The following is a 19436-nucleotide window of genomic DNA, read 5'->3' on the forward strand; positions in this document are numbered from 1 at the left end:
CGCGCCCGCGGCGCCGGCGCGACGGCGCCGTCCGCCCGCGCGGACCCCGTCCCCCGCACCGTGCCGCTCACGCCGGCCGGGGCGCGGCGGCGGCGCCCGGGGCGCGCATCCACACGTAGTGGTTGAAGTGCCCGCCCAGCCCGTTCACCGCCTGGCGCGCCGAGCGGCTGAGCCTGCGGCGAAAGGAGCGGACGGGGCGCTTGCCGCGCATGTCGCCCAGCCGCAGCGCCTCCACGCCGTCAAAGCCGGCGCGCTGCGCCAGGCGGGAGAACGAGGCGGCGGTAAAGAACTGGATGTGGTCCTCGTGCAGGATGGAGCTGGCCATGGACGGCACCACCTTGACCATCGTCAGCATGCGGTCCGTGACGCCCGGCGTCTTGACCACCAGGTAGCCGCCGGGGCGCAGCAGCGACCGCGCGCGCGCCACGAAGGCCACCGGGTCCGTAAGGTGCTCGATGACGTCCCACATGGTGACCGCGTCGAACGTCCCTTCGAACGGCAGGGTGAGAAAGTCGCCCGCCACCGCGTCCAGCCCGCGCGAGCGGCACAGCTCCACCGCGGGGACGGAGATGTCGGTGCCCACGACCTGGTAGCCGGCTTCCTTCGCGGCTGCCATGAACTCGCCGTTGCCGCACCCCACGTCCAGGATGCGGCCGCCGGCGGGGACGCGGGGGGCGAACTCCGTCCGCAGCCGCTCGCGGATCGCCGCCTGAAAGACGGCGTCCTCGCGAAAGCCGGCGTACTCGTCCTGGTACAGCTCGTCCAGCGCGTCCGCCTCGCGCTCGGGAAGCGCGGCAAAGCGGTGCCCGCAGTCGGCGCACGCGCGGTACGTCCACGATCCACGTGAAAAGAGACGCCGCAGCTGGGTGCCCTGGCAGACGGGGCACTGGTTGGGATTCACTCGGTCCGTCCGTTGAAGGCGGTTTTTTCCGCGCCCCGCGCGCCAGCTCCGCGGACCGGGGCGGCCGCGCGAGCGGCCAGCACGTCCTGGAACAATCGCCCGTACTCGCCGGCGATCGCCGCGGGGGCGTACGCCGCGACCCGTGCAAGCCCGGCCGCCCGCAGCCGCTCGCGAAGGGCGGGGTCGCGGAGGACGCGCAGCAGCGCATCGGCAAAGGCGCCGGGATCGCCCGGGGGAACCAGCACGCCGTGGCGGCCGCCCTCCAGAATCTCGCCCGGCCCGTACGGGCAGTCCGTGGCCACCACCGGCGCCCCCGCCGCCATGGCTTCGACGATCACGTTGCCGAACCCTTCGTACGCGGAGGAGAGCACGAAGACGTCCGCGGCGGCCATGTAGCGGGTGGGATCCGGCTGAAAGCCTTCCCACGACACGGCATCCGCCACGCCCAGCGACGCCGCCAGCGCCTGCAGCTCCGCGCGGAGGGGACCCTCACCCAGGATGCGCAGCCGCGCGGGAAGCTGCTCCCGCACCCGGGCCAGCGCCCGCAGCAGTACCGGATAGTCCTTCTGCGGCACCAGGCGTCCACACGCGACCAGCACCGGCCCGTCCGTCTCCATCGACCGATTCGTGACGCCGGACGGCGCGGCGGGGGCATCGTCCATCCCCGCGTTGGGGATCACGGCCAGGCGGCCGGCGACGCCGGGGATCATCCGCTCCAGCTCGTCCCCCACGCCGCGCGAGAGCGCCACCACCGCGTCGGCGCGGGGATACAGGGCGCGCATGCCGGCCTTGATGGCGCCGCGGATGGGCCCGAGGACGCGGTTCAGCGACGTGGACGGCGGGTTCTGCACCCCCGCGACCACGGCCGGCCCGTCCGCGAGCCCGCGCGAGGCCAGGAGGGCGATGCAGTTGGCGTGGTCCATGAACGAGCAGAGCACGTCCGGGCGCTCCGTCCGCAGCAGCCGCCGCAGCGGAAGCATCGCGTTGCGCATCCGCCCGCCGGGGAGCGGGTGGTAGGCCACGTCCGCCGCCAGCTCGCCCTCGTACGAGCCGCCGCCGCGCGCCACGGCCACGGACACGCGAAAGCGGCCGCGGTCCAGCGCGTTGGCCACGCGCACCAGGTGCTTTTCCGCCCCGCCCCCGCCTAGCGCCGAGGTAAAGAACAGCACGTGCACCCGTCCGTCGCCCCTCACGCGGACTTTACCACGGCGTCGCGCGCCGGACGCGCCTCCCAGGCGCCCAGGTCCAGCCCCCACTCGCGCGCCAGCCGCGCGTTGTGCGGCGCGTACGAGGCGCGCAGCTCCCGCAGCGCGGCCGCGTCGTCGTCCGTGCGCTCCGCGCGCCCGCTGGCCAGCACCCCCATGTACCCCTTTCGCAGCAGCGCACGCAGCCCCCCGCGCGGCAGCACCGCCCCCGCCCGGCGGGCCAGGCGGTGCAGCGCCGGGCTGCGGACGGCGTACGACTCGTTGTGCCGGGCGAACGCAAAATCGTCGTAGAACGCGGGGTCGATCCCCACCCGCTGCGCCAGGCCGCGCAGCAGCGCCCGCGGGTCGCGCCACAGGTTCTCGGCCAGAAACACGTGCATCCGCTCGCGGGGAAACACCTCGGCCCAGCGGGCCAGGTGCTCGGCGTAGCGGCTGTAGCCCACGTCGTTGCGCCAGATGTCCACCTTGCCGCCCCAGCGCGGGTCCGTGAGCGCGCTCGCGTCGCCGCCCTCGCCCAGGCCCAGAAAGTCGCGGAAGGTGGCCCCGGGGCGAAGCACGCCCAGGTTGTTGCGCGTGTAGCGGTACGACGAGTACACGCGCTCCGCCGGCTCGCGCAGGAGGAAGATGACGTGCGGCGGGCGGTCCATCCCGCCCAGTACGTGCGGCGCCGTCTGCTGGTAGAGGTAGTGCGTGGTGCCTTCCAGCAGCAGCGCGGACGGATCGTCCCCCGCCGCGTCGGGAAAGAACGAGGCGTACGCCGCCAGCCCGTGGTCGTGCACGTTGCGGGCGGGGTCCTGCAGCGGGTGGCCGCGGTCCAGCAGAAAGTAGGTTTCCTTGACGGACGATCCGCGCACGGCCGGGTGCGCGGCCAGCCAGCGAAACAGCGAGCTGGTGCCGCACTTGGGCGCCCCGGCGATCACCAGGTCAGGCAGCCGCATGCCTAAGCACCGCCCGTGGCCGCCTGCGCAGCACCCCCATCCAGTACATGATGGCGATGCCCGGGATGATGCTCTGCAGCCACCCCACGATGGTGGTGGAGGTGGGCGTCATCAGCAGCGTGAGCGCGTACACCACCCACACCGCGGGGACGGCGGCGTTGCGGCGCAGCAGCGCGGCCAGCCACCAGTTGAACATCCCGTGCAGCATGTAGATGAGCACCACGCCCGGGTAGTAGAAGTTCCAGTACGCCTCGCCCAGGGCGCCGGGGGGAATGCCCGAGCCGGTGATGATCTCGCCCGGGCGCATCGCCTCGTCGTGGTAGATGTAGGCGTTGGTCATGGGCCCCACCCCGCGCGGTTTTCCTTCCCAGATGGCCCGGGGGATGAAGAAGAAGATGGCCGCCAGGTACGACTGCCCGTACAGAAAGTCCACCCGCGCCGGCACCTTGGCCACCAGCGGAACGAACGCGCCGCTCTCGCCGCGGTTCTGCATCTCCTCCTGCCCCGCCGCCACCATCTCCGCCACGTTCACGTCCGTAAGCACCGTCCAGTCCACGGTGCCCGTGTACGTGCTTTCCCGCAGCGCCCCCAGCGCGCCCACCAGGAAGATGGCCGCCACGCCCATGACCAGTCCCCGCGCCGCGGGCACCTTCTGCGTGCGGATCATCCACACGATGATGAAGAGCACGGCGGTGCTGATGACGGACGACCGCGAGCCGGAAAGGAGGAAGCTGATGGGGATCACCGCCCCCGCCGTGGCCCAGAACAGCGGCTTGCGCGTGGTGGTCTCGTCCACCGCGAACCACACCAGGGCCGCGGTGGTGCCCATCAGGATGAGCACGGTGAAGTGGCCCAGCCCGCCCACCGCGCGAAAGCGCCCCAGCCCGAAGCTGGCCAGGTGCGCGCCCACGCCGCCCCGCATCTGCATGAAGACGACGAACAGCATGAGCGACAAGCCCACCACCAGCAGCGCCTTGGGCGCGGCCGCCCGCGCGGGAAAGTGCTCCACGCGCGGAACCCGGGGGCGCGGGGCCAGGAAAAAGCCGAAGTAGTACGAAAGCAGCCCCAGCACCATGATCAGCTTGGCCTTGATCATGGCGCGCGCGATGTCTCCCTGCGCCCACTGCTCCAGGGCGATGTGAAAGAGCGGCGTGTCGGGCGGGGGATAGAACAGGGCCAGGGGGGCCAGCAACTGGCCGGGAGCGGTCAGCACGGCCTTGGCCAGCGCGAACAGAGAGGGAAAGAGCAGCGGGTGCAGCCACCCCCACTCGCGCCGGTAGAAAATGACCGGCGCAAAGAGCACCACCTCGTACAGAACGTCCAGCGCCATGCGCTCGGCGCCCAGCGGCGCCGATCCCGGCCACAGGAGCTGCTGCGCGCCGGGAAGCAGCACCCGGTACACCAGCACGAACACCAGAATCGCCACCCGCCACGGCCAGGCGATGGGGACGAACGGGTTGCGCTCCTGGGGGGCGGCGGCCGCGGCCGCGAACGGGTCGTACACGTTGGCTTGCGGGATGCTCACACGGCCGCGCCGCCCGAAAGCGCGCGGTACAGGCGTACGTAGGCGGCGGCCACCGGCGCGGGACTGAAAAGGCGACGCGCCGCGCCCGCCCCGTTCTCACCCAGGCGGGCCCGCAGCGCGGCGTCGGTGGCCAGCTCGGCGAGCGAGGCGGCCAGGCCGGCGTAATCGCCCTGGCGCGCCACCCGGCCGCAGTCGTGCCCGTCCAGAATCTCCCGGGCGGAGCAGACGTCGAACGACACCACGGGGGTGCCGCAAGCCAGGCTCTCGATCATGCAGCGCGCCAGCCCTTCACGGCGGGACGCCAGCAGCACAATATCGCACGCCTGGTACCATTCTGCCACCCCCGAACGGTATCCGTGAAACGCCACCTGTCCCTCCAGCCCCAGCCGCCCGACGGCCTCCTGGCAGCGCCGCGCGTACGCGTCGCGCTCCGGCCGAAAGTCGCCCACCAGGTGCAGCCGCGCGTTGGGCAGGCGCGTGCGCAGCGCCTCGCCGGCGCCTTCCAGGAACTCCAGCTGCCCCTTCTTGGCGTTCACCGTGGCCACGTATCCCACGGCCACCTCGTCCTCCGCCATCCCCAGCCGCCGCCGCAGCGCCGCGCGTTCTTCCGCCGGCAGCGGGCGCATGACCGCGGGGTCCACGATGCTGTAGATGAACTCCACCGGCGTCGACGCGCGCGTCCCCGGAAGCGCGCCGGGGAGCCGCGCCCGCAGCGCCGCCTGCATCTCCTTAGACAGCACCAGGATGCGGTCCGCCAGCTGCGCCAGCCGCCACTGCGCGCCGTACGTCTCGGCCGGCGGCTTTACGTCGCGGATGTTGAAGACGACGGACGCGCCCGCCGCGCGCGCGCCGGGAGCCGCGTGCTGCAGGGCGCGGATGTCGTTGCAGTGCACCACCGTGGCGCCGGTCTCCTTCACCAGCCGCCGCACCATCAGGTTCGCCCGCACCAGCCCCGCCGCGCGCGCCGCCCGCCCGCCGCCGCCCATGGGCCGCACGTGCACGGCGGCCCCGGCGCGGCGCCAGCGCTCCGCCGCGGGGGTGTCCGCCTGGGTAAGCACCACGGGGGCAACGCCGTGCAGGTTCTCGATCACCTGCGTGATGCTCTCCACCCCGCCGTTGGCCCGGTTCTCCGTCTGAAACACGACGAAGAGCACCGTCGGCACGGCGTCCGCCGCGGAGTGCGTCATGGGATCCGCCGTCATTCCGCCACCGTGGCGCCCGCGGCGCGCAGCACCTTCGCCGCGCGCTTGGGCCAGGTGTACTCGCGCAGAAAGACGGCTTGCGCCCGCTCGCCCAGCCTTGCGCGAAGATCCGGGTCGTCGCGCAGCCGTTCCAGCGCGGCGGTCCATCCGGCGAAATCCTCCGGGCCGCGGAGCAGGGCGGTCTCGCCATCCACCACCACCTCTTCCACCACGGCGATGTTGGAGGCCAGGATCGCCTTGCCCGAGGCCATGTACTCGAACACCTTCATGGGCGACATCCACTGGCCGATGTCGCCGCCGCGGCTGTCGGAGACGCGGGATTGATAGGGGGCAAGGAGGACGTCGCACGCCTGACGGTACCCCGCCGTGACCGCGTGGGGGACGAAGCCGTGGAAAAGGAGGTTGTCCAATCCCGGCCGCTGCTCCTTCCACCAGCGGATGTCCTTCTCCTCGCCGCCCACGACGTGAAAGACGGCCCAGGGGCACGCCGCCGCCAGTTCCACCACCACCTCCATCCCCTTGCCCGGATACAGGTGCCCCACGTAGCCCACGTGCAGCGCGCCGGGCCCCAGCTGCACCGGCGCCGCGTCCGCGGAATCCACCGCGTCCGCCGCCTCGCGCGCGACTAATATCCGCTCGGCGGGGAGGTCGTGATGCTGCTGGAAATAGCGCTGCAGGGAGTCGGAGATCACCACCAGGCGCACCAGGCGGGGATGGTGCAGCAGCCGCGACAGCATCCACCGGCTTACGCCCCGCACGCGGTCCACGGCGTTGTGCACCTCGAACATCACCCGCATCCCGATAGTGGCGGCGAAAAAGGCGCCGTTCAGGTCGCGGCTGTACACCAGATCCACCCCCGCGCGCCGGCACCACGCCGCCGCCTGCGCGCCGAACAGCCGCGCCGCGCCACGGATGGCGGGGCGCGGCAGCTTGACCACGCGAAACGGCGTGCGCACGCCGTAGTGCGAGGCCAGCAGCTCCGGGCCCACGGGCTCCGGCGTGCGGCGCGGGGCCACCAGTGTAACCTGGTGCCCGTGCTCCGCGAACGCCTCGCACATCTTGGCTACGTGAATGCTCTCCGCCGAGCGGGAGGGGAACGCCGCCAGGGAGATGAACGCAATCTTCACCCGCGCACCCCCGCCGCGCCCGCCCGCCGCCGGTCGAAATTCACCGTGCAAAACACTGCCCTCATGCGCCGGCTTTCTCCGCGGGGACGCGGTAGTTGATGCGGTCCGCGTGGCGGGCGCACAGTTCCAGCATCCGGTAATCGTCCGCGTACCAGGCGCGCAGGTTCTCCCGCGCCTCCGGATCCAGGTGCCGGTCGAACTCGTCCGGCGTGCGGTGCACCTGCGCCAGCGCCACGTCCGCGGGCAGGCCGAGGAGCGTCCGCAGCCGCTCGAAGTCCGCGTTCAGCGTCTCCTGCCGGCCGATGAAAAGGATGTCGTCCAGCCGCGCCGTCATCTGCGCCTCGTCCCCCAGCCAGCTGGCGTACGACTGCCGCACGTGGCCAATGGTCCGCATGGCCTGCTCGGCGGCCACACGCGTCTCCGCGTCGTCCGCCGAGAGGGCCAGGGCCAGCGCGTTGGGCGTGGGAAAGCGCGCGAACGCCCGCTCCTCGTCCGGGGTCCACGGCGTGTTGTACTTGGGCCGCCCCTGCCGCAGCCGGCTGTGAAAGCCGCTGACGAAGCGCGTCACGGGGTCCCGCAGAAAGGTGAACACCTTCTCCCCCACCGGCACGTCGCTGAGCGTGGTCTTGTGGGGGTGGAGGAAGATGCGGGACGTGCGCGTGCGCAGCCGCCCCTCCAGCGCGTCCTTGACGGCGGACCCGCCCCCCTTGCTGACGTGGAGAAAGTGGACGAACTGCTTGCCGGTGAGGCGGTCGGCCATCAGCCCGGCCCGCCGCGCAACGCGCTTCAGCATGGTGGTTTCCCTGAATCGTCAGGTGCCGGCGGTACCGGCGGGATAGAACGCGTCGAAGAACTCGGCGAAGGCCTCGTCGCACGCGGCCACCAGCGGGGGCGGCAGGTCCTTCTTCCAGCGGCCGATGGAGGCGGCGGCGCTGGACGACGTCATGTGCTCGCTGCGCGCGTCGCCCGCCTGCGTGGCCCCGGCCAGGCGCAGCATCTGCGCGATGGCGGCGTCGGAAGGATCCAGCTCCAGGTACTCCAGCACCCCGCGCAGCACCGGCTCGGGGTTCAGGATCAACTCCTCGTAGCGAACCAGGTGCGCGCGGTCGCTCCGCTGGCGCCACGGCTCCAGGATCCACGGCCGCGCCATGGCCGCGCGCACGAACACGTAGTCGCGGTCGTCCGCCGCCTGCCCGCGCCCGAAGAAGCGCTTGCCCCACTTGGCGTTGGCGGCGAGGGAGGAGGTGATGACGTCGCGGAAGTCACGGACCAGGAAGATCTCCTTCGCGCGGGGATACACCTCCCAGAACAGCCACTCGGGGCGCAGGTTCTTTTCCGTGAAGTACCGCGTCCCTTCATCCCCCGCGGCGGGGCGGCCGTCCATCCGGTCCGCCAGGTCGTAGAAGCGGTCGATGGCCCGCACGGCGGCCTCCGCCTGCTCGCGAACCCCTTCGCCCACCGCCGCCATCATCCTCGGCATCGCGTCCCCCGCGCTGGGGCCGGTGAGCAGCGAGCGGAAGCCCTTGCGCGCGAAGAAGGCCTCGGTGTACGGCCCCGAAGCGGCGGAGTTCGCGGCGAGCAGAAGCAGCTCGCGCGCGGGGGTGGCCTCGTAGCTGTGGGCGCGAAAGGCGGCGACGGCGGGGTGCTGCGACAGCAGGTGCTGAAACCAGGTGCTGCCGCTGCGGCCCACGCTGGTCACCATCAGCGGCTGGTAGCGCGCGGGCTGGGTGACGCGGACGGGGGGACGGTCGATGGACACGTCCGCCAGCGCCGCCGCCTCGCCGCCGGCCAGGCGCAGCGACAGGCGCAGCGTGCAGCGGGCCGGCAGCCCCAGCAGGGGAATGGAGCCGCTGAAGCCGCTGTACAGCACGTCCGGGCGCAGGATGCGGCGCACCGCGCCGGCGGAGCGCTCCACCTCCCACCCCAGGCGCGACAGCCCGCGCGCGGCAAAGACGCGGCCCTGCAGCAGCGCGCGGGCGGGCGGGGCCAGCGCGGCGCCGGCCTGGGTGGCGGCCTCCATGCTGCGCTGCGCCAGCGGCAGCGACTGCACCACCGCGGACCCGTGCGCCACCTCCAGCGCGACCGCCGGCTCCCGCGCCACGGCCCACCCGCGCACGGGGAGCGCATACGGGTTCACCTGCCCGTCCTCGTGCGGGGCCAGCAGGCGCGAGGCGCGGACGGCGGGGTCCGCCACGGGGTGGACGCGAACGGTGGATTCCATCAGCGCCCTTTCTTTCGTCCGGCGGATCCGCCGGACGCCGTGGATACCTGGGTGCGCAGAAAACCGCGCCACTGCTCCACCGCGTCGTCCGCGGTGCGGGCGAAATCACGCCGGTACGCCAGCACGGCGGCGCGGCGGGCGGGCTCGTTCCACCACGCCTGCACGTCCTGGTACGCCTCCGCCGCGGCGCGCGCCGCTTCCTCCGCGTCGTGGAAGACGACGCCCGCCTCGTGCAGGCGGGCGTACGCCTCGCGAGCGCGGGGATGCGCGGCCGGCGCGCGGCCGTCCGAGATCACCAGCACCGGGCGGTCCGCCGCCACGCACTCGGGAAAGGTGGTGGAGAAGGGATAGTTCACCACCACCAGCCGCGCGTCCGCGATCTCCTGGTGCACGCCGCGCTCGCCGCGGTCCAGCGACACCCGCGGAAAGCGGTGCCGCCACGGCGCCTGCTGCTCCACCGTCCCCCCGTCGCGGGGATGGGCACGAAAGCGGACGCGGGGCAGCAGTTCCGCCGGCAGCGCGGCCAGAAAGCGCTCCTGCCCCAGCGCGGGCGGCGGCGCGCCGCGAAAGCGGTCAGCCGCCGGGTACTCGCGCACCATCCCGGAGACGATCAGCAGCGCGTCGCCGGCGCCGTCGCGGGGACCAGACATCAGCCGCGGCGCGGGCATCGGCGTGACCTTCGCCTCGCCATCCCCCCATCCCCAGGAAACGAAGGTGTCCGACACCCGCCGCTCCACCTCGGTCCACGCGACGAGCGTATCCGCCGACTCGCCGTAGTTGCCGCCGTGCTGCACGATGGCCAGCCGCGTGGGAGCCGGCCCCTGGCGGCAGGACTGGATCCACAGCCGCTCCGGCACGCCGCGAAAGAAGCCGCCCGCGACCAGGTCCGGGCGCCCCCGCCGCGCCACGCGGTCGGCCAGCGCCCGGTGGCGGGGCAGCTCCTCCAGGAAGTCGCACGGCGTGTTGAAGCGCAGCGCGTCCAGAAAGCCGCGGACGAAACCCTCGCCCGGCTCCGTCACCCGCAGCCCGGCCCGGAGTGCCGGGTCGTACGGCGCGGGGCGGCGCCAGGAGCGCGGAAAGGAGGCGGGCGCCAACCGGTAGCCGCTCCCCTCCCCCAGCGCGGCCAGCGCCGCGGGGGGAAAGTGCGCGGGAAAGAGCACCACGGCGCCGGGGCCCACGGCCGGACGGGGACGGCGGATCCACTGCCGCAGCGCCGTCCGCACCTCCATCACCGGTCCCCGGCTTCCCGCCAGCGCGGGATCGCCCGCCACGGCGTCGAACGCGCTCCGCCGCTGCACCGGCGCGCCGGGCGCCAGCACGCGGGCGGCCTGGGAAAACAGCTGAAGGTTGAAGTAGTCCGACGACTCGTACCACGACGCCAGCTCCGCCTCTCCCGGCGGCGCGAGGTAATCCGCGGGGTCCAGCGCCACGGGAACGAGGCCCGGCTCCGCCCGCAGCGCCCGCGCCAGGTACAGGTGCCGAAAGTACGCCTCCGACACCAGGTAGGTGAGAAAGCGGTAGACGACGAACTCCCACTCCTCCGGGGCGCGGTCCAGCCGGGTAACGCCGTTCAGCCACACCGCCAGCTGCCGCAGCCCGGCGGCGTAGGCGCGCGCCACCTCCGCGCGCGGCTCCTGCAGCCCCGCGTCGAAGTACGCATCCAGCACGCGGGCGCCGTCCGCCGGATCCGCCTCGTCCCGGCACCAGCCGCCCAGCAGGACGGGCGGGCGGGCCCCGCGCGGACGCATCCGCGTCAGCTGCAGCAGCGTCCCCGCGGCCGCGCGCGGCGCGGCCGGCGTGTGCGGCGGAGCGTGGGGCTCGGCCATCACCACGCCGTCCATCCGCCGTCCACGGGAAGGTTGATCCCGGTCACGAACGTCGACGCGTCCGAGGCCAGGAACAGGAGCGCGCCCTTGAGCTCATCCGCCTCGCCCACGCGGCCCAGCGGCACCTTGTTGCGCAGCTTGGCGTGAAAGTCCTCGTCCGCCGTCCGCACCCGCTCGGGGGGGAAGGGGCCGGGGCTCACGGCGTTCACGCGGATGGATTCCGACGCGGCGTGCGCGGCCAGGTAGCGCGTAAGCTGCAGCAGGCCGCCCTTGGCCGCGCCGTAGAAGGGCGGGCTGTTCATCCCGCTGTCGCCGTAGATGCGCGGGTCCGGACTCACCCAGCCGTACATGGAGGCGATGTTGACCACGGAGGCGTGCCCGGCCTGCGCCGCCGCCGCGCGCAGCAGCGGCCGCGCGGCCTGAAAGCAGCGGAACGAGCCCGTCACCGCCACGTCGTACGCCTTTTCAAAGTCGCCGGGCGTGGAGGAATCCACCGTTCCCGTGGGCCCGGCGTAGGCGTTGTTCACCAGCACGTCCAGCCGCCCGTGCCGCTCGGCCACTTCCGCGAAGCCGCGCTCCACCGCCTCCGTGTCGCGCACGTCGAAGGCAACGATGCTGGCGGCCAGCCCCCGCTCCACCAGCGCGTCGCGCACGGGCGCCAGCGTTTCTTCGCGGCGCCCGTTCAGCACCACGTGGGCGCCGGCCTCGGCCAGCGCCGACACCATGGCGCGCCCCAGGTACCCGGCCGCGCCGGAAACAAAGGCCACGCGCCCGTCCAGCCGGAACAGGCGCTCTCCCGGCGCCTGGCGCACGCGGTCGAGGGGGGAAGACGGGTCGGTCTGTGCCGGGTCAGTCACGGGGCCACAATGCAGGGTTCAACAGGGCTTCCGGCAGGTCGCCGAACGCGGATTCCACCCGGGCGCACGCTTCCGGCCGCAGCGGCGGCCGGCCGAAGAGCGCCACGTTTTCCATCAGCTCGGCGTGGGTGGCCACGCCCACCAGCGCGCCGTGGATCCACGGCTGCGCGCGCACGTATGCAAAGCACAGGTCCAGCGGCCCCTCGCGCCCCAGCTCTTCCGCCAGCGCGCGGACGGCGGAGACGATGGCGGCCGGCTCGTACCCCGCCACCCGCGGCCACGTGTCCGCCGAATCGGCGGCCAGCAGCCCCTGCAGCAGGACGCTGCGCGCGTGCACCACCACGTCGGGCCGGTCCAGCAGCAGGCGGTCGATCCCGGCGCGCCGCCAGCGATGGTCCAGCAGGTTGAAGGGAAGCTGCACGTGCTTCACCTCCGGATCCGCCAGCGCTTCGATGGCTTCGTCGGTCGTCTGCACGCTCACGCCCAGTCGGCCGATGACGCCCTTGTCGCGCAGGGCCCGCAGCCGCGCCCAGACGGCGCCACCGTGGCTGGTGCGGCGCTCGGCGCGGTGCAGCAGCAGCGTGGGGATGGACGTCATCCGCAGCTCGCGGCAGGAGCGAAAGACGCTGGCGTCCACCGCCTCTCCCACCCGCGCCTCATCCGCGTCCCGCGGCAGTTCCGCCAGCGGCGCCAGCTTGGTCACGGTGTGCACCCGGGCGCCCCATCCGCCTTCCAGCGCCGCGCCCAGCCGCGATTCGCTGTCGCCGTACGCGCGGGCCGTGTCCAGGTGCGTGACGCCGTGCTCGATGGCCGAGCGGACGATGCGCACGCAATCCGCCGCCTCCGGCTGCCCCGCGGTGTTGGTGCGCCCATAATCCATCCCCAGCTGCGCCGTTCCCAGCACCAGCTCGGAGTGGATACCGCCCTCCACCAGGCGGAACGGAACGCGGGCGCGGGGCGCGTCGGGCAGCGCCTCCAGCCGCGCGCACAGCTCCAGCCACGGCACGATGACGGGATTCTCGACGTCGGCGAAGACCCGCAGCACCCGCTGGTAGTCGTCGAAGGTGTCGATGGTGCAGCGCAGCCGCCCCAGCCCCGCCGGCGCGTTGGCGGGCCGGAACGGCGTCCCGCCCCAGCGGCGCCGCAGCGACGGCGTCACGTGCTCGCGGTCCATGGCGTCCGGCGCGGAGGCCACCGCCTCGCGCAGCGCACCGGCGGTGAAGACTTCCGCGCTCAGCCCGTACGGCAGGTCGTCCAGCGGCGAGTTCGTCCCCAGGTACGGCTCGCCGCGCGCGCGGAACGCGTCCACCAGCGCGCGGACAAAGGCGCCGTCCGGGAAAGTGTTGTCCGCCGTCAGCCGCACCACGGCGGCGGAATCGTCCAGCCCCCGCGCCGCCAGGACGAAGCGGGCCTGCACGTCGTCCAGCGGGCCGCGCACCACCCGGACGCCGGCCCCGCGCAACGTGGCCGCCAGCGCGTCGTCGCTCGCATCCTCCGACGTCGCCACGACGACCTCCGCTCCATCGCGGGCGGCGCGGCGGGCGGCCAGCACGGCGGAGGGAAGGCCGCCCACCGGGAGCAGCGCCTTGCCCGGAAGCCGCGACGACGAGGTGCGGGCCTGGATGACGACGCGGACGTCCACGCTCACCCCTCCGCCGACGCGGCGAGCGACGGCGCATCCGCCGCCAGCCCCTCGTACAGCGCCAGCAGCGGCCGCGCGACGCGGGGCCAGTCCGCCCGCTCCTCCACGACGCGCCGGTTGCGGGCGCCGATCTCCGCGCGCTCCGCCCCCGACGTCCGCACCGCGGCGAGGAGCGCGTCCGCCACCCCGTCCGCATCTCCGACGCCTGCCAGCCAGCCGTTCTCCGCCACGGTCACCCACTCGCGGTTCGGGGGGATGTCCGTCACCAGTACGGGCAGGCCGGTCGCCATCGCCTCCAGAAGGCTGATGGAGCTGCCGTCGCTGTGGGCGCAGCTGGCGTACAGGTCCGCCGCGCGGAACCAGTCGGGCAGCGCGGCGTGGTCCACGGGTCCGGGGCGCAGGACGGCATCCTCCACCCCCGCGTCACGGATCCACCCGTCCAGCTCCGCGGCCAGCGATCCGCCGCCGGGAAGCACCAGCCGCAGCCGCGGCTCCCGCCGCCACGCGCGCGCGAACCCTTTCACCAGCGTGTCCATCCCGTAGATCGGCTCCCACGAGCGCGTGCAGAGGACGACGAACGCGTCGCCCCGCCCGCCGCTCAACTCCGCGCGCAGCGGCGAGGCGCCGGGCGAAAACCGGGTGAGGTCCGTCCCCCAGGGAAAGAGGGCGACGCGCTCATCGGCGATCTGCGCGAAGTCGCGCGCCCGCTGCAGCACCGTCCGGCAGTCAAAGACGAAGCCGTCCGCATCCGCCAGCGCCGTCCGCGTCGCCTCCGCCCACGCGGGGCCGCGGTCCGCGTCCACCAGCACGTCGCTGCCCCACGACATCACCAGCCGCGGCCGCGCGTCCGCCAGCGCGGCCGCGTATCCGGCGGTCTGCACCGGGCCGGCGTGCACGGCGTCGGGGCGCACGCGGTCCAGCACCTCGCGCAGCGCGGGGACCAGCGCGCGGGCGCCCTCCGGCGCCCGCGCGTCCACAGACGGGCGCGCCGCCCACGCCTCCCAGCGCACCCCGTCCGGCAGCGGCGCCTGGGACACGTCGTCCAGCGCCAGGTAGTGCACCCGGTGCCCCGCGCCGGCCAGCAGGGCCGTCATCCGGCGGTCGTGGCCGGTGACCCCCTGCGTCAGGTACAGGATCCGCATCCCAGCACGTTCCTCGCTCCCCGTCCGATTCTCCGCCAGCCGGCCACCGTCAGCCTCACGAAACCGCGTCCATGTCGTCGCCAGCAGCCCTCGCGTTGTGTATCCGCGTTTTTTCAAAAACACCTTATCCGCCATCCGCGCGCCGCATCCGTCCGCCAGCATCGCGCGCCCACCGAAGCAGCCTACCCTGGCCTCCGTCGGCCGGGTCGCGAAACCAACCCTCGTCGTTCGACGCGAGCGGAAGGCTTCAGGGATCGCGCATCAGGTGTCCCGCACTCCTGTCTGCATCGCGCTTCGGCCAGATCCGGACGATGGCACGCCACGTCCCATGCGCGCCGGGCCAGCGGACACCTCCACCTGATGCGCGTCTTTTGCCGCAACCGAGGGTGGGGAGGTGCCCAGCCCAGTCCTCGCACCGATGACCAGCGCGCCCCCGGACCTAGCCGATCCGCACGGGTGGATGGCGGATTATGTGTCCCCCGAAAAAACGCGGATGGCTCCCTGCCGCACTTCCATCCGTCTGCCGTTTCCGCAGCCTTCAGGGACGCGTTGCCCACGCTCGAAGCGCGAAGCAAAGCTGTGTCATCCTGAGGGAGCGCACCACGTGCAACCAGAACTCACACAACCGATTGCGCGCGACCGAAGGACCCTCTCTCTGCCCGCGCGAGACCTGCTCCACGCCGGAATCCAGCCCCGCGGTTCTGCCGGCAAGGTCCTTCGGTCGCGCATAAGCTCTTGTGGTCCTGAAGGTTACGTGTGGCGCTCCCTCAGGATAACTGTGCGCTGCCGTACGAAGAAACGGGTTTCTCAACACCCTCTCAGGATGACTGATCTCGCGCGAGGTTCAGCGGCACCTGCGCAGCCGGCTCAGTCCGCCGCCTCCAGCTGGCCCCAGCGCAGGTGGTCGCCGGCCTGCAGCGGCACCCGCACCCGCATCCCCACCACGCGGTCCAGCTCGTACGGAAAGATGCCGTCGCGCGGCGCCGGGCGCAGCACGTCCAGCATCTCGCGCGTGAGCACCGTTCCCGGCTCCAGATCCGTCCCCGCGCGGATGCAGCGGCGCTGGACCACCACCGTGTCGCGCTCGTTGTCCGCCACACGCTTTTCCGTCGACCCCAGCGCCAGCTCCAGCTCGCGCGTGCGGTCCACCATCTCACGCCACGTCTGCGGCGTCATGCTGAACGGGTGGTCCGGCCCTTCGCGCGTGGTGTCATCCGTAAAGTGCTTCTCGATCACCCGCGCGCCGAGCGAGACGGCGCCCAGCACCGTCGCGTGCCCCGGTGTATGGTCCGAGAGGCCCAGCACCGTCCACGGAAACGTCTGCGCGAACGACCGCAGCACGTTCAGGTGGATGTGCCTGAAGTTCTCCAGGCTGCCCGTGTAGTTGGTGTTGCACTGCATCAGCCCCACCGCGGGGTTGATGGGGCGGATGATGTCGAGCGCCCGCTGCACGTCGCCCAGGTCGCTGGCCCCCGCCGCCAGCAGCACCGGCTTGCCCTTCTCCGCCACCTTCACCAGCATCTCCGGCCAGGTGATGTCGCCCGAGCCGATCTTGAAGATGCGGCAGAAGGGGTCCAGGTGGTCCACCGCCTCCAGGTCGTACGGCGTGGAGAAGTAGTCGATCCCCGCCGTCTCGCACTCGCGCGCCAGCGCCTCCGTCCAGTCCCAGGGCACACTGGCGTCCTGGTAAACCTCCGAGACCGGCTTTTTCCACTTGGCCTGGTGCGACATCTGCCCGCCCAGCGTCCGGAACCCGCGGTCGCTGACAATCTGCGCCGCGCGAAAGTTCTGGAACTTGGCCGCGTCCGCCCCCGCCTCCGCCGCCAGCCGGATGAGCAGCTTCGCGCGGTCCAGGCTGCCGTCGTGGTTGGCCGAGATGTCGGCGATAAAGTAGGTGGGCTGGTCGGCGCCGATCGCGCGGTTGCCCAGGTCGAGCGTGGGTTGCATGGTCACTGTCCCGTGCAGGCCTTGAGAAGGTTCACGTACCCGCCCTCGCGCAACGCGCGAAAACGCTCCAGCCCTTCGCGCACCGACGGCATGGGCCGCCCCAGCGCCGCGGCCGCGCGTCCGGCGTCCAGCGACGTGTTGCGGGGGCGCCGCGCGCGCAGGCCGCCGTCGTCCGAGCGGGTGGGGGTCACCAGCGCCGGATCGTGGCCAAACACCTCCGCCACCGCCCGGGCAAAGTCGTACTTGCTGTAGGCGTCGGCGGCGGCCAGGTGCCAGGTGCCGGCCATCCCCCGCTCCAGCATCTCCAGGATGATCGCCGCCAGGTCGTTGGTCAGCAGCGGGGCGAACACCAGGTCCGTAAAGCCGGGAAAGGGGGCGCCCGCCTCCAGCCGGGCCAGCACCCACTCCGCCAGGCTCTGCTTGGGCTGCGCGTTCCACCCGTACAGGTTGGTGCGCAGCAGCAGCGCGCCCGGAAGCGCCTCGCGCACCCGGACCTCGCCCATCAGCTTGCTGTGTGCGTAGGCGTTCAGCGGCGCCGGCGCGTCGTCCTCCGTGTATCCGCCGCGCTCGCCGTCGAACACCGAGTCGGTGGATACGTACGCCACCTGCGCCCCCGCCCCGGCCGCCGCGCGCGCCAGCGCACCCGAGGCGTCGGCGTTGATGCGCAGCGCCTCGTCCGGGTGCGTCTCGCACCAGTCCACCCCCGTCGCCGCCGCGCAGTGCACCACCCAGCGGGGGCGCACCTCGTCCAGCAGCCCAGCCACCGCGCCCTCGTCCGCCAGCTCCAGCCGCCGCGCGTCCACCCCCTCCGCGTGAAAGGGGTGGGTTCCGTACAGCGCGGTCACGCGCATGCCGCGCTCGCGCGCCAGCAGCGTCACCGTGGCCCCCAGCAGCCCGCTGGCGCCCGTGACGACGACCCCGTCGTTCACGTCCATGCCGGAAGCGGCTTTTGCGTCACGTGGCCGTTCAGCGCCGCGATCTCGGGCCGCGAACGCACCAGCGCCAGCACCTCGCGCCACGAAAAGCCATCGTGGCCAAAGTGCTCGTACACGCGGGTGGCAAAGGCGTAGTCGTCAGGGGTGTCCACGGTCCAGCGCATCTCCGACAGGTCCTCGTCGTTGGTGACCCCCACCAGCCTGAAGCGCTCCGGGTGGCGTTTGATGTACAGCGTCACGTGCTCGCGGGTGGCGGGGTCGCGGTCCTCTCGCCAGGCGCGCTCCAGCGCGTCCATCCGCACCGCCTCCGCGTCCAGCTGTGGCGGGGGATGACGTTCGACGCCAGGTCCGCGTCCCCCAGCGCGCCGACCACCCGGTCCACCACCCGCGGCGCGATGAGCGGGCAGTCGGAGGTCACGCGCACCACCACGTCGGCGTGAAAGCGGCTGGCGGCGCGGTAGTAGCGGTCCAGCACGTCCTCGCAGTCGCCGCGAAACCAGGCCCACCCCCGCGCCCGGCACGCGTCCACGATCGCGTCGTCCTCCGGCTCGGTGGTGGTCGCCACCACCACCTGGCTGAGCGTGCGCGCGTGCAGCAGACGTCCCACGCACCGGGCCAGCATGGGCTCCCCCGCCAGCGGGCGGAGCACCTTGCCGGGCAGGCGCGTGCTTCCCATCCGCGCCTGGATGATTCCAACGACCCGCATCAAACCTCATCAACCGCTGCGGCATTTCCACTTCCCTGCCGCATCGCGGCGGGCGCTTCCCGACCTCCACCATCCCGGTCCGCCCGCCCCGCCACCGTCCACCATCCGCGGCGCATCTCTCCGCCGCCGCGGCCCCTCACACCCTCACACCCTCACACCCTCACACCCTCACACCCTCACACCCTCACACCCTCACACCCTCACTCCACCACCACCCCGTCCACCACGCCCGCGTCCGCATCCTCCAGCGCCTCCAGCCCGGCCATCTTCCGCAGCTCGTCCGTGGCCAGCCAGTGCTCGTTCACGTCGCTGCTGTACGAAAAGCCGTCCGCGCACCACTCGCCGCCGTTGCTGCGGTAGTAGTCGTCCGCGTCCCAGTCGTGGAACGAGGGAAGGATGCGGTAGTGGTCGTCGTACTCCAGCGTGGAGCGGGCGTCGTCCTCGGGCACCATCACCTCGTGCAGCTTTTCGCCCGGCCGAATGCCCACGATCTCCAGCCGGCAGTCGGGGGCGATGGCGCGCGCCAGGTCCGTCACCCGCATGCTGGGCAGCTTGGGGACAAAGATCTCGCCGCCGCGCATGCGATGCAGCGAATCGAGCACAAACTGTACGCCCTGGTCCAGCGTGATCCAGAAGCGCGTCATCCGCTCGTCCGTGATGGGCAGCACGCCCAGGTGGCGGCGATCCAGAAAGAAGGGGATCACACTGCCGCGGCTGCCCACCACGTTGCCGTAGCGGACGACGGAGAAGCGGGTATCGTGCCCGCCCGCGTAGCTGTTGCCGGCCACGAACAGCTTGTCGCTGCACAGCTTGGTGGCGCCGTACAGGTTGATGGGCGCCGCCGCCTTGTCGGTGCTGAGCGCCACCACCTTCTTTACGCCCCGGTCGATCGCCGCGTCGATGATGTTGGCGGCGCCCAGCACGTTGGTCTTGATGGCCTCCATGGGGTTGTACTCCGCCGCCGGCACCTGCTTGAGCGCCGCCGCGTGCACCACCACGTCCACGCCGTCAAAGGCGCGGTACAGCCGCTCCTTGTCGCGCACGTCGCCGATGAAGTACCGCAGGTTGGGGTGCTCCCGCTGCGGAAAGTGCTGCGCCATCTCGTGCTGCTTCAGCTCGTCGCGGCTGAAGATGATCAGCTTGCGGGGGCGCAGGTCGCGCAGCACGGTCTCGGTGAACCGCTTGCCGAACGATCCCGTGCCCCCGGTCACCAGCACCGTGCTCTCCGACCAGTCAATACCGCTCATCGTCGAATCGATCCT

Annotated in this window: 17 protein-coding genes; all 17 read right to left on the minus strand. The window is 72.5% G+C overall.

All coding sequences use genetic code 11. The features are described 5' to 3' along the window. Positions 1-67: 67 nt before the first annotated feature. Positions 68-901, minus strand: a complete 834-nt coding sequence (locus ACOJUJ_RS09860; RefSeq protein WP_420126695.1) for a class I SAM-dependent methyltransferase — start codon at positions 899-901, stop codon at positions 68-70. Next, positions 898-2094 (minus strand): glycosyltransferase, encoded by a 1197-nt coding sequence (locus ACOJUJ_RS09865; protein ID WP_420126696.1) that lies wholly within the window; start codon positions 2092-2094, stop codon positions 898-900. Before ACOJUJ_RS09865 ends, ACOJUJ_RS09860 begins: the two co-directional genes overlap by 4 nt. Then, positions 2091-3044: a sulfotransferase domain-containing protein gene (locus ACOJUJ_RS09870; protein WP_420126697.1), complete on the minus strand. Its 954-nt coding sequence runs from the start codon at positions 3042-3044 to the stop codon at positions 2091-2093. Before ACOJUJ_RS09870 ends, ACOJUJ_RS09865 begins: the two co-directional genes overlap by 4 nt. Beyond that, a complete protein-coding gene (locus ACOJUJ_RS09875; protein ID WP_420126698.1) occupies positions 3031-4569 on the minus strand; it encodes an O-antigen polymerase in 1539 nt (512 codons plus the stop codon). Before ACOJUJ_RS09875 ends, ACOJUJ_RS09870 begins: the two co-directional genes overlap by 14 nt. Next, positions 4566-5771 (minus strand): glycosyltransferase family 4 protein, encoded by a 1206-nt coding sequence (locus ACOJUJ_RS09880; RefSeq protein WP_420126699.1) that lies wholly within the window; start codon positions 5769-5771, stop codon positions 4566-4568. The genes ACOJUJ_RS09875 and ACOJUJ_RS09880 overlap by 4 nt, the downstream gene beginning before the upstream one ends. Then, on the minus strand, positions 5768-6898 hold the full coding sequence (locus tag ACOJUJ_RS09885) for a glycosyltransferase family 4 protein (protein ID WP_420126700.1): 1131 nt from the start codon (positions 6896-6898) through the stop codon (positions 5768-5770). The genes ACOJUJ_RS09880 and ACOJUJ_RS09885 overlap by 4 nt, the downstream gene beginning before the upstream one ends. Before the next feature lie 61 nt (positions 6899-6959). After that, positions 6960-7691, minus strand: coding sequence for a sulfotransferase family 2 domain-containing protein (locus ACOJUJ_RS09890; RefSeq protein ID WP_420126701.1), 732 nt, complete (start codon positions 7689-7691; stop codon positions 6960-6962). Between the two features lie 18 nt (positions 7692-7709). Beyond that, positions 7710-9119: a sulfotransferase family protein gene (locus tag ACOJUJ_RS09895; protein ID WP_420126702.1), complete on the minus strand. Its 1410-nt coding sequence runs from the start codon at positions 9117-9119 to the stop codon at positions 7710-7712. Beyond that, positions 9119-10960 (minus strand): hypothetical protein, encoded by a 1842-nt coding sequence (locus tag ACOJUJ_RS09900; RefSeq protein ID WP_420126703.1) that lies wholly within the window; start codon positions 10958-10960, stop codon positions 9119-9121. Before ACOJUJ_RS09900 ends, ACOJUJ_RS09895 begins: the two co-directional genes overlap by 1 nt. Beyond that, entirely contained in the window at positions 10945-11802 is an 858-nt protein-coding gene (locus ACOJUJ_RS09905; RefSeq protein ID WP_420126704.1) for an SDR family NAD(P)-dependent oxidoreductase, read from the minus strand. The genes ACOJUJ_RS09900 and ACOJUJ_RS09905 overlap by 16 nt, the downstream gene beginning before the upstream one ends. Further along, complete coding sequence (locus ACOJUJ_RS09910) at positions 11795-13450, minus strand: aldo/keto reductase (protein ID WP_420126705.1); 1656 nt, start codon at positions 13448-13450, stop codon at positions 11795-11797. Before ACOJUJ_RS09910 ends, ACOJUJ_RS09905 begins: the two co-directional genes overlap by 8 nt. After that, on the minus strand, positions 13447-14586 hold the full coding sequence (locus ACOJUJ_RS09915; protein ID WP_420126706.1) for a glycosyltransferase family 4 protein: 1140 nt from the start codon (positions 14584-14586) through the stop codon (positions 13447-13449). The genes ACOJUJ_RS09910 and ACOJUJ_RS09915 overlap by 4 nt, the downstream gene beginning before the upstream one ends. A gap of 867 nt (positions 14587-15453) precedes the next feature. Next, complete coding sequence (locus ACOJUJ_RS09920) at positions 15454-16533, minus strand: N-acetylneuraminate synthase family protein (protein ID WP_420126707.1); 1080 nt, start codon at positions 16531-16533, stop codon at positions 15454-15456. A 2-nt stretch (positions 16534-16535) separates the two neighbouring features. Further along, entirely contained in the window at positions 16536-17468 is a 933-nt protein-coding gene (locus tag ACOJUJ_RS09925; protein WP_420126708.1) for an SDR family oxidoreductase, read from the minus strand. Then, the gene (locus tag ACOJUJ_RS09930) at positions 17459-17764 is read right to left on the minus strand and encodes a hypothetical protein (RefSeq protein WP_420126709.1); all 306 of its coding nucleotides are present in this window, start codon (positions 17762-17764) and stop codon (positions 17459-17461) included. Before ACOJUJ_RS09930 ends, ACOJUJ_RS09925 begins: the two co-directional genes overlap by 10 nt. Further along, on the minus strand, positions 17704-18174 hold the full coding sequence (locus tag ACOJUJ_RS09935) for a cytidylyltransferase domain-containing protein (protein ID WP_420126710.1): 471 nt from the start codon (positions 18172-18174) through the stop codon (positions 17704-17706). The genes ACOJUJ_RS09930 and ACOJUJ_RS09935 overlap by 61 nt, the downstream gene beginning before the upstream one ends. 200 nt (positions 18175-18374) lie before the next feature. Further along, a complete protein-coding gene (pseB, locus tag ACOJUJ_RS09940) occupies positions 18375-19421 on the minus strand; it encodes a UDP-N-acetylglucosamine 4,6-dehydratase (inverting) (protein WP_420126711.1) in 1047 nt (348 codons plus the stop codon). Positions 19422-19436 lie beyond the last annotated feature (15 nt).

The organism is Longimicrobium sp., from assembly GCF_048594345.1.
Taxonomy (GTDB): domain Bacteria; phylum Gemmatimonadota; class Gemmatimonadetes; order Longimicrobiales; family Longimicrobiaceae; genus Longimicrobium.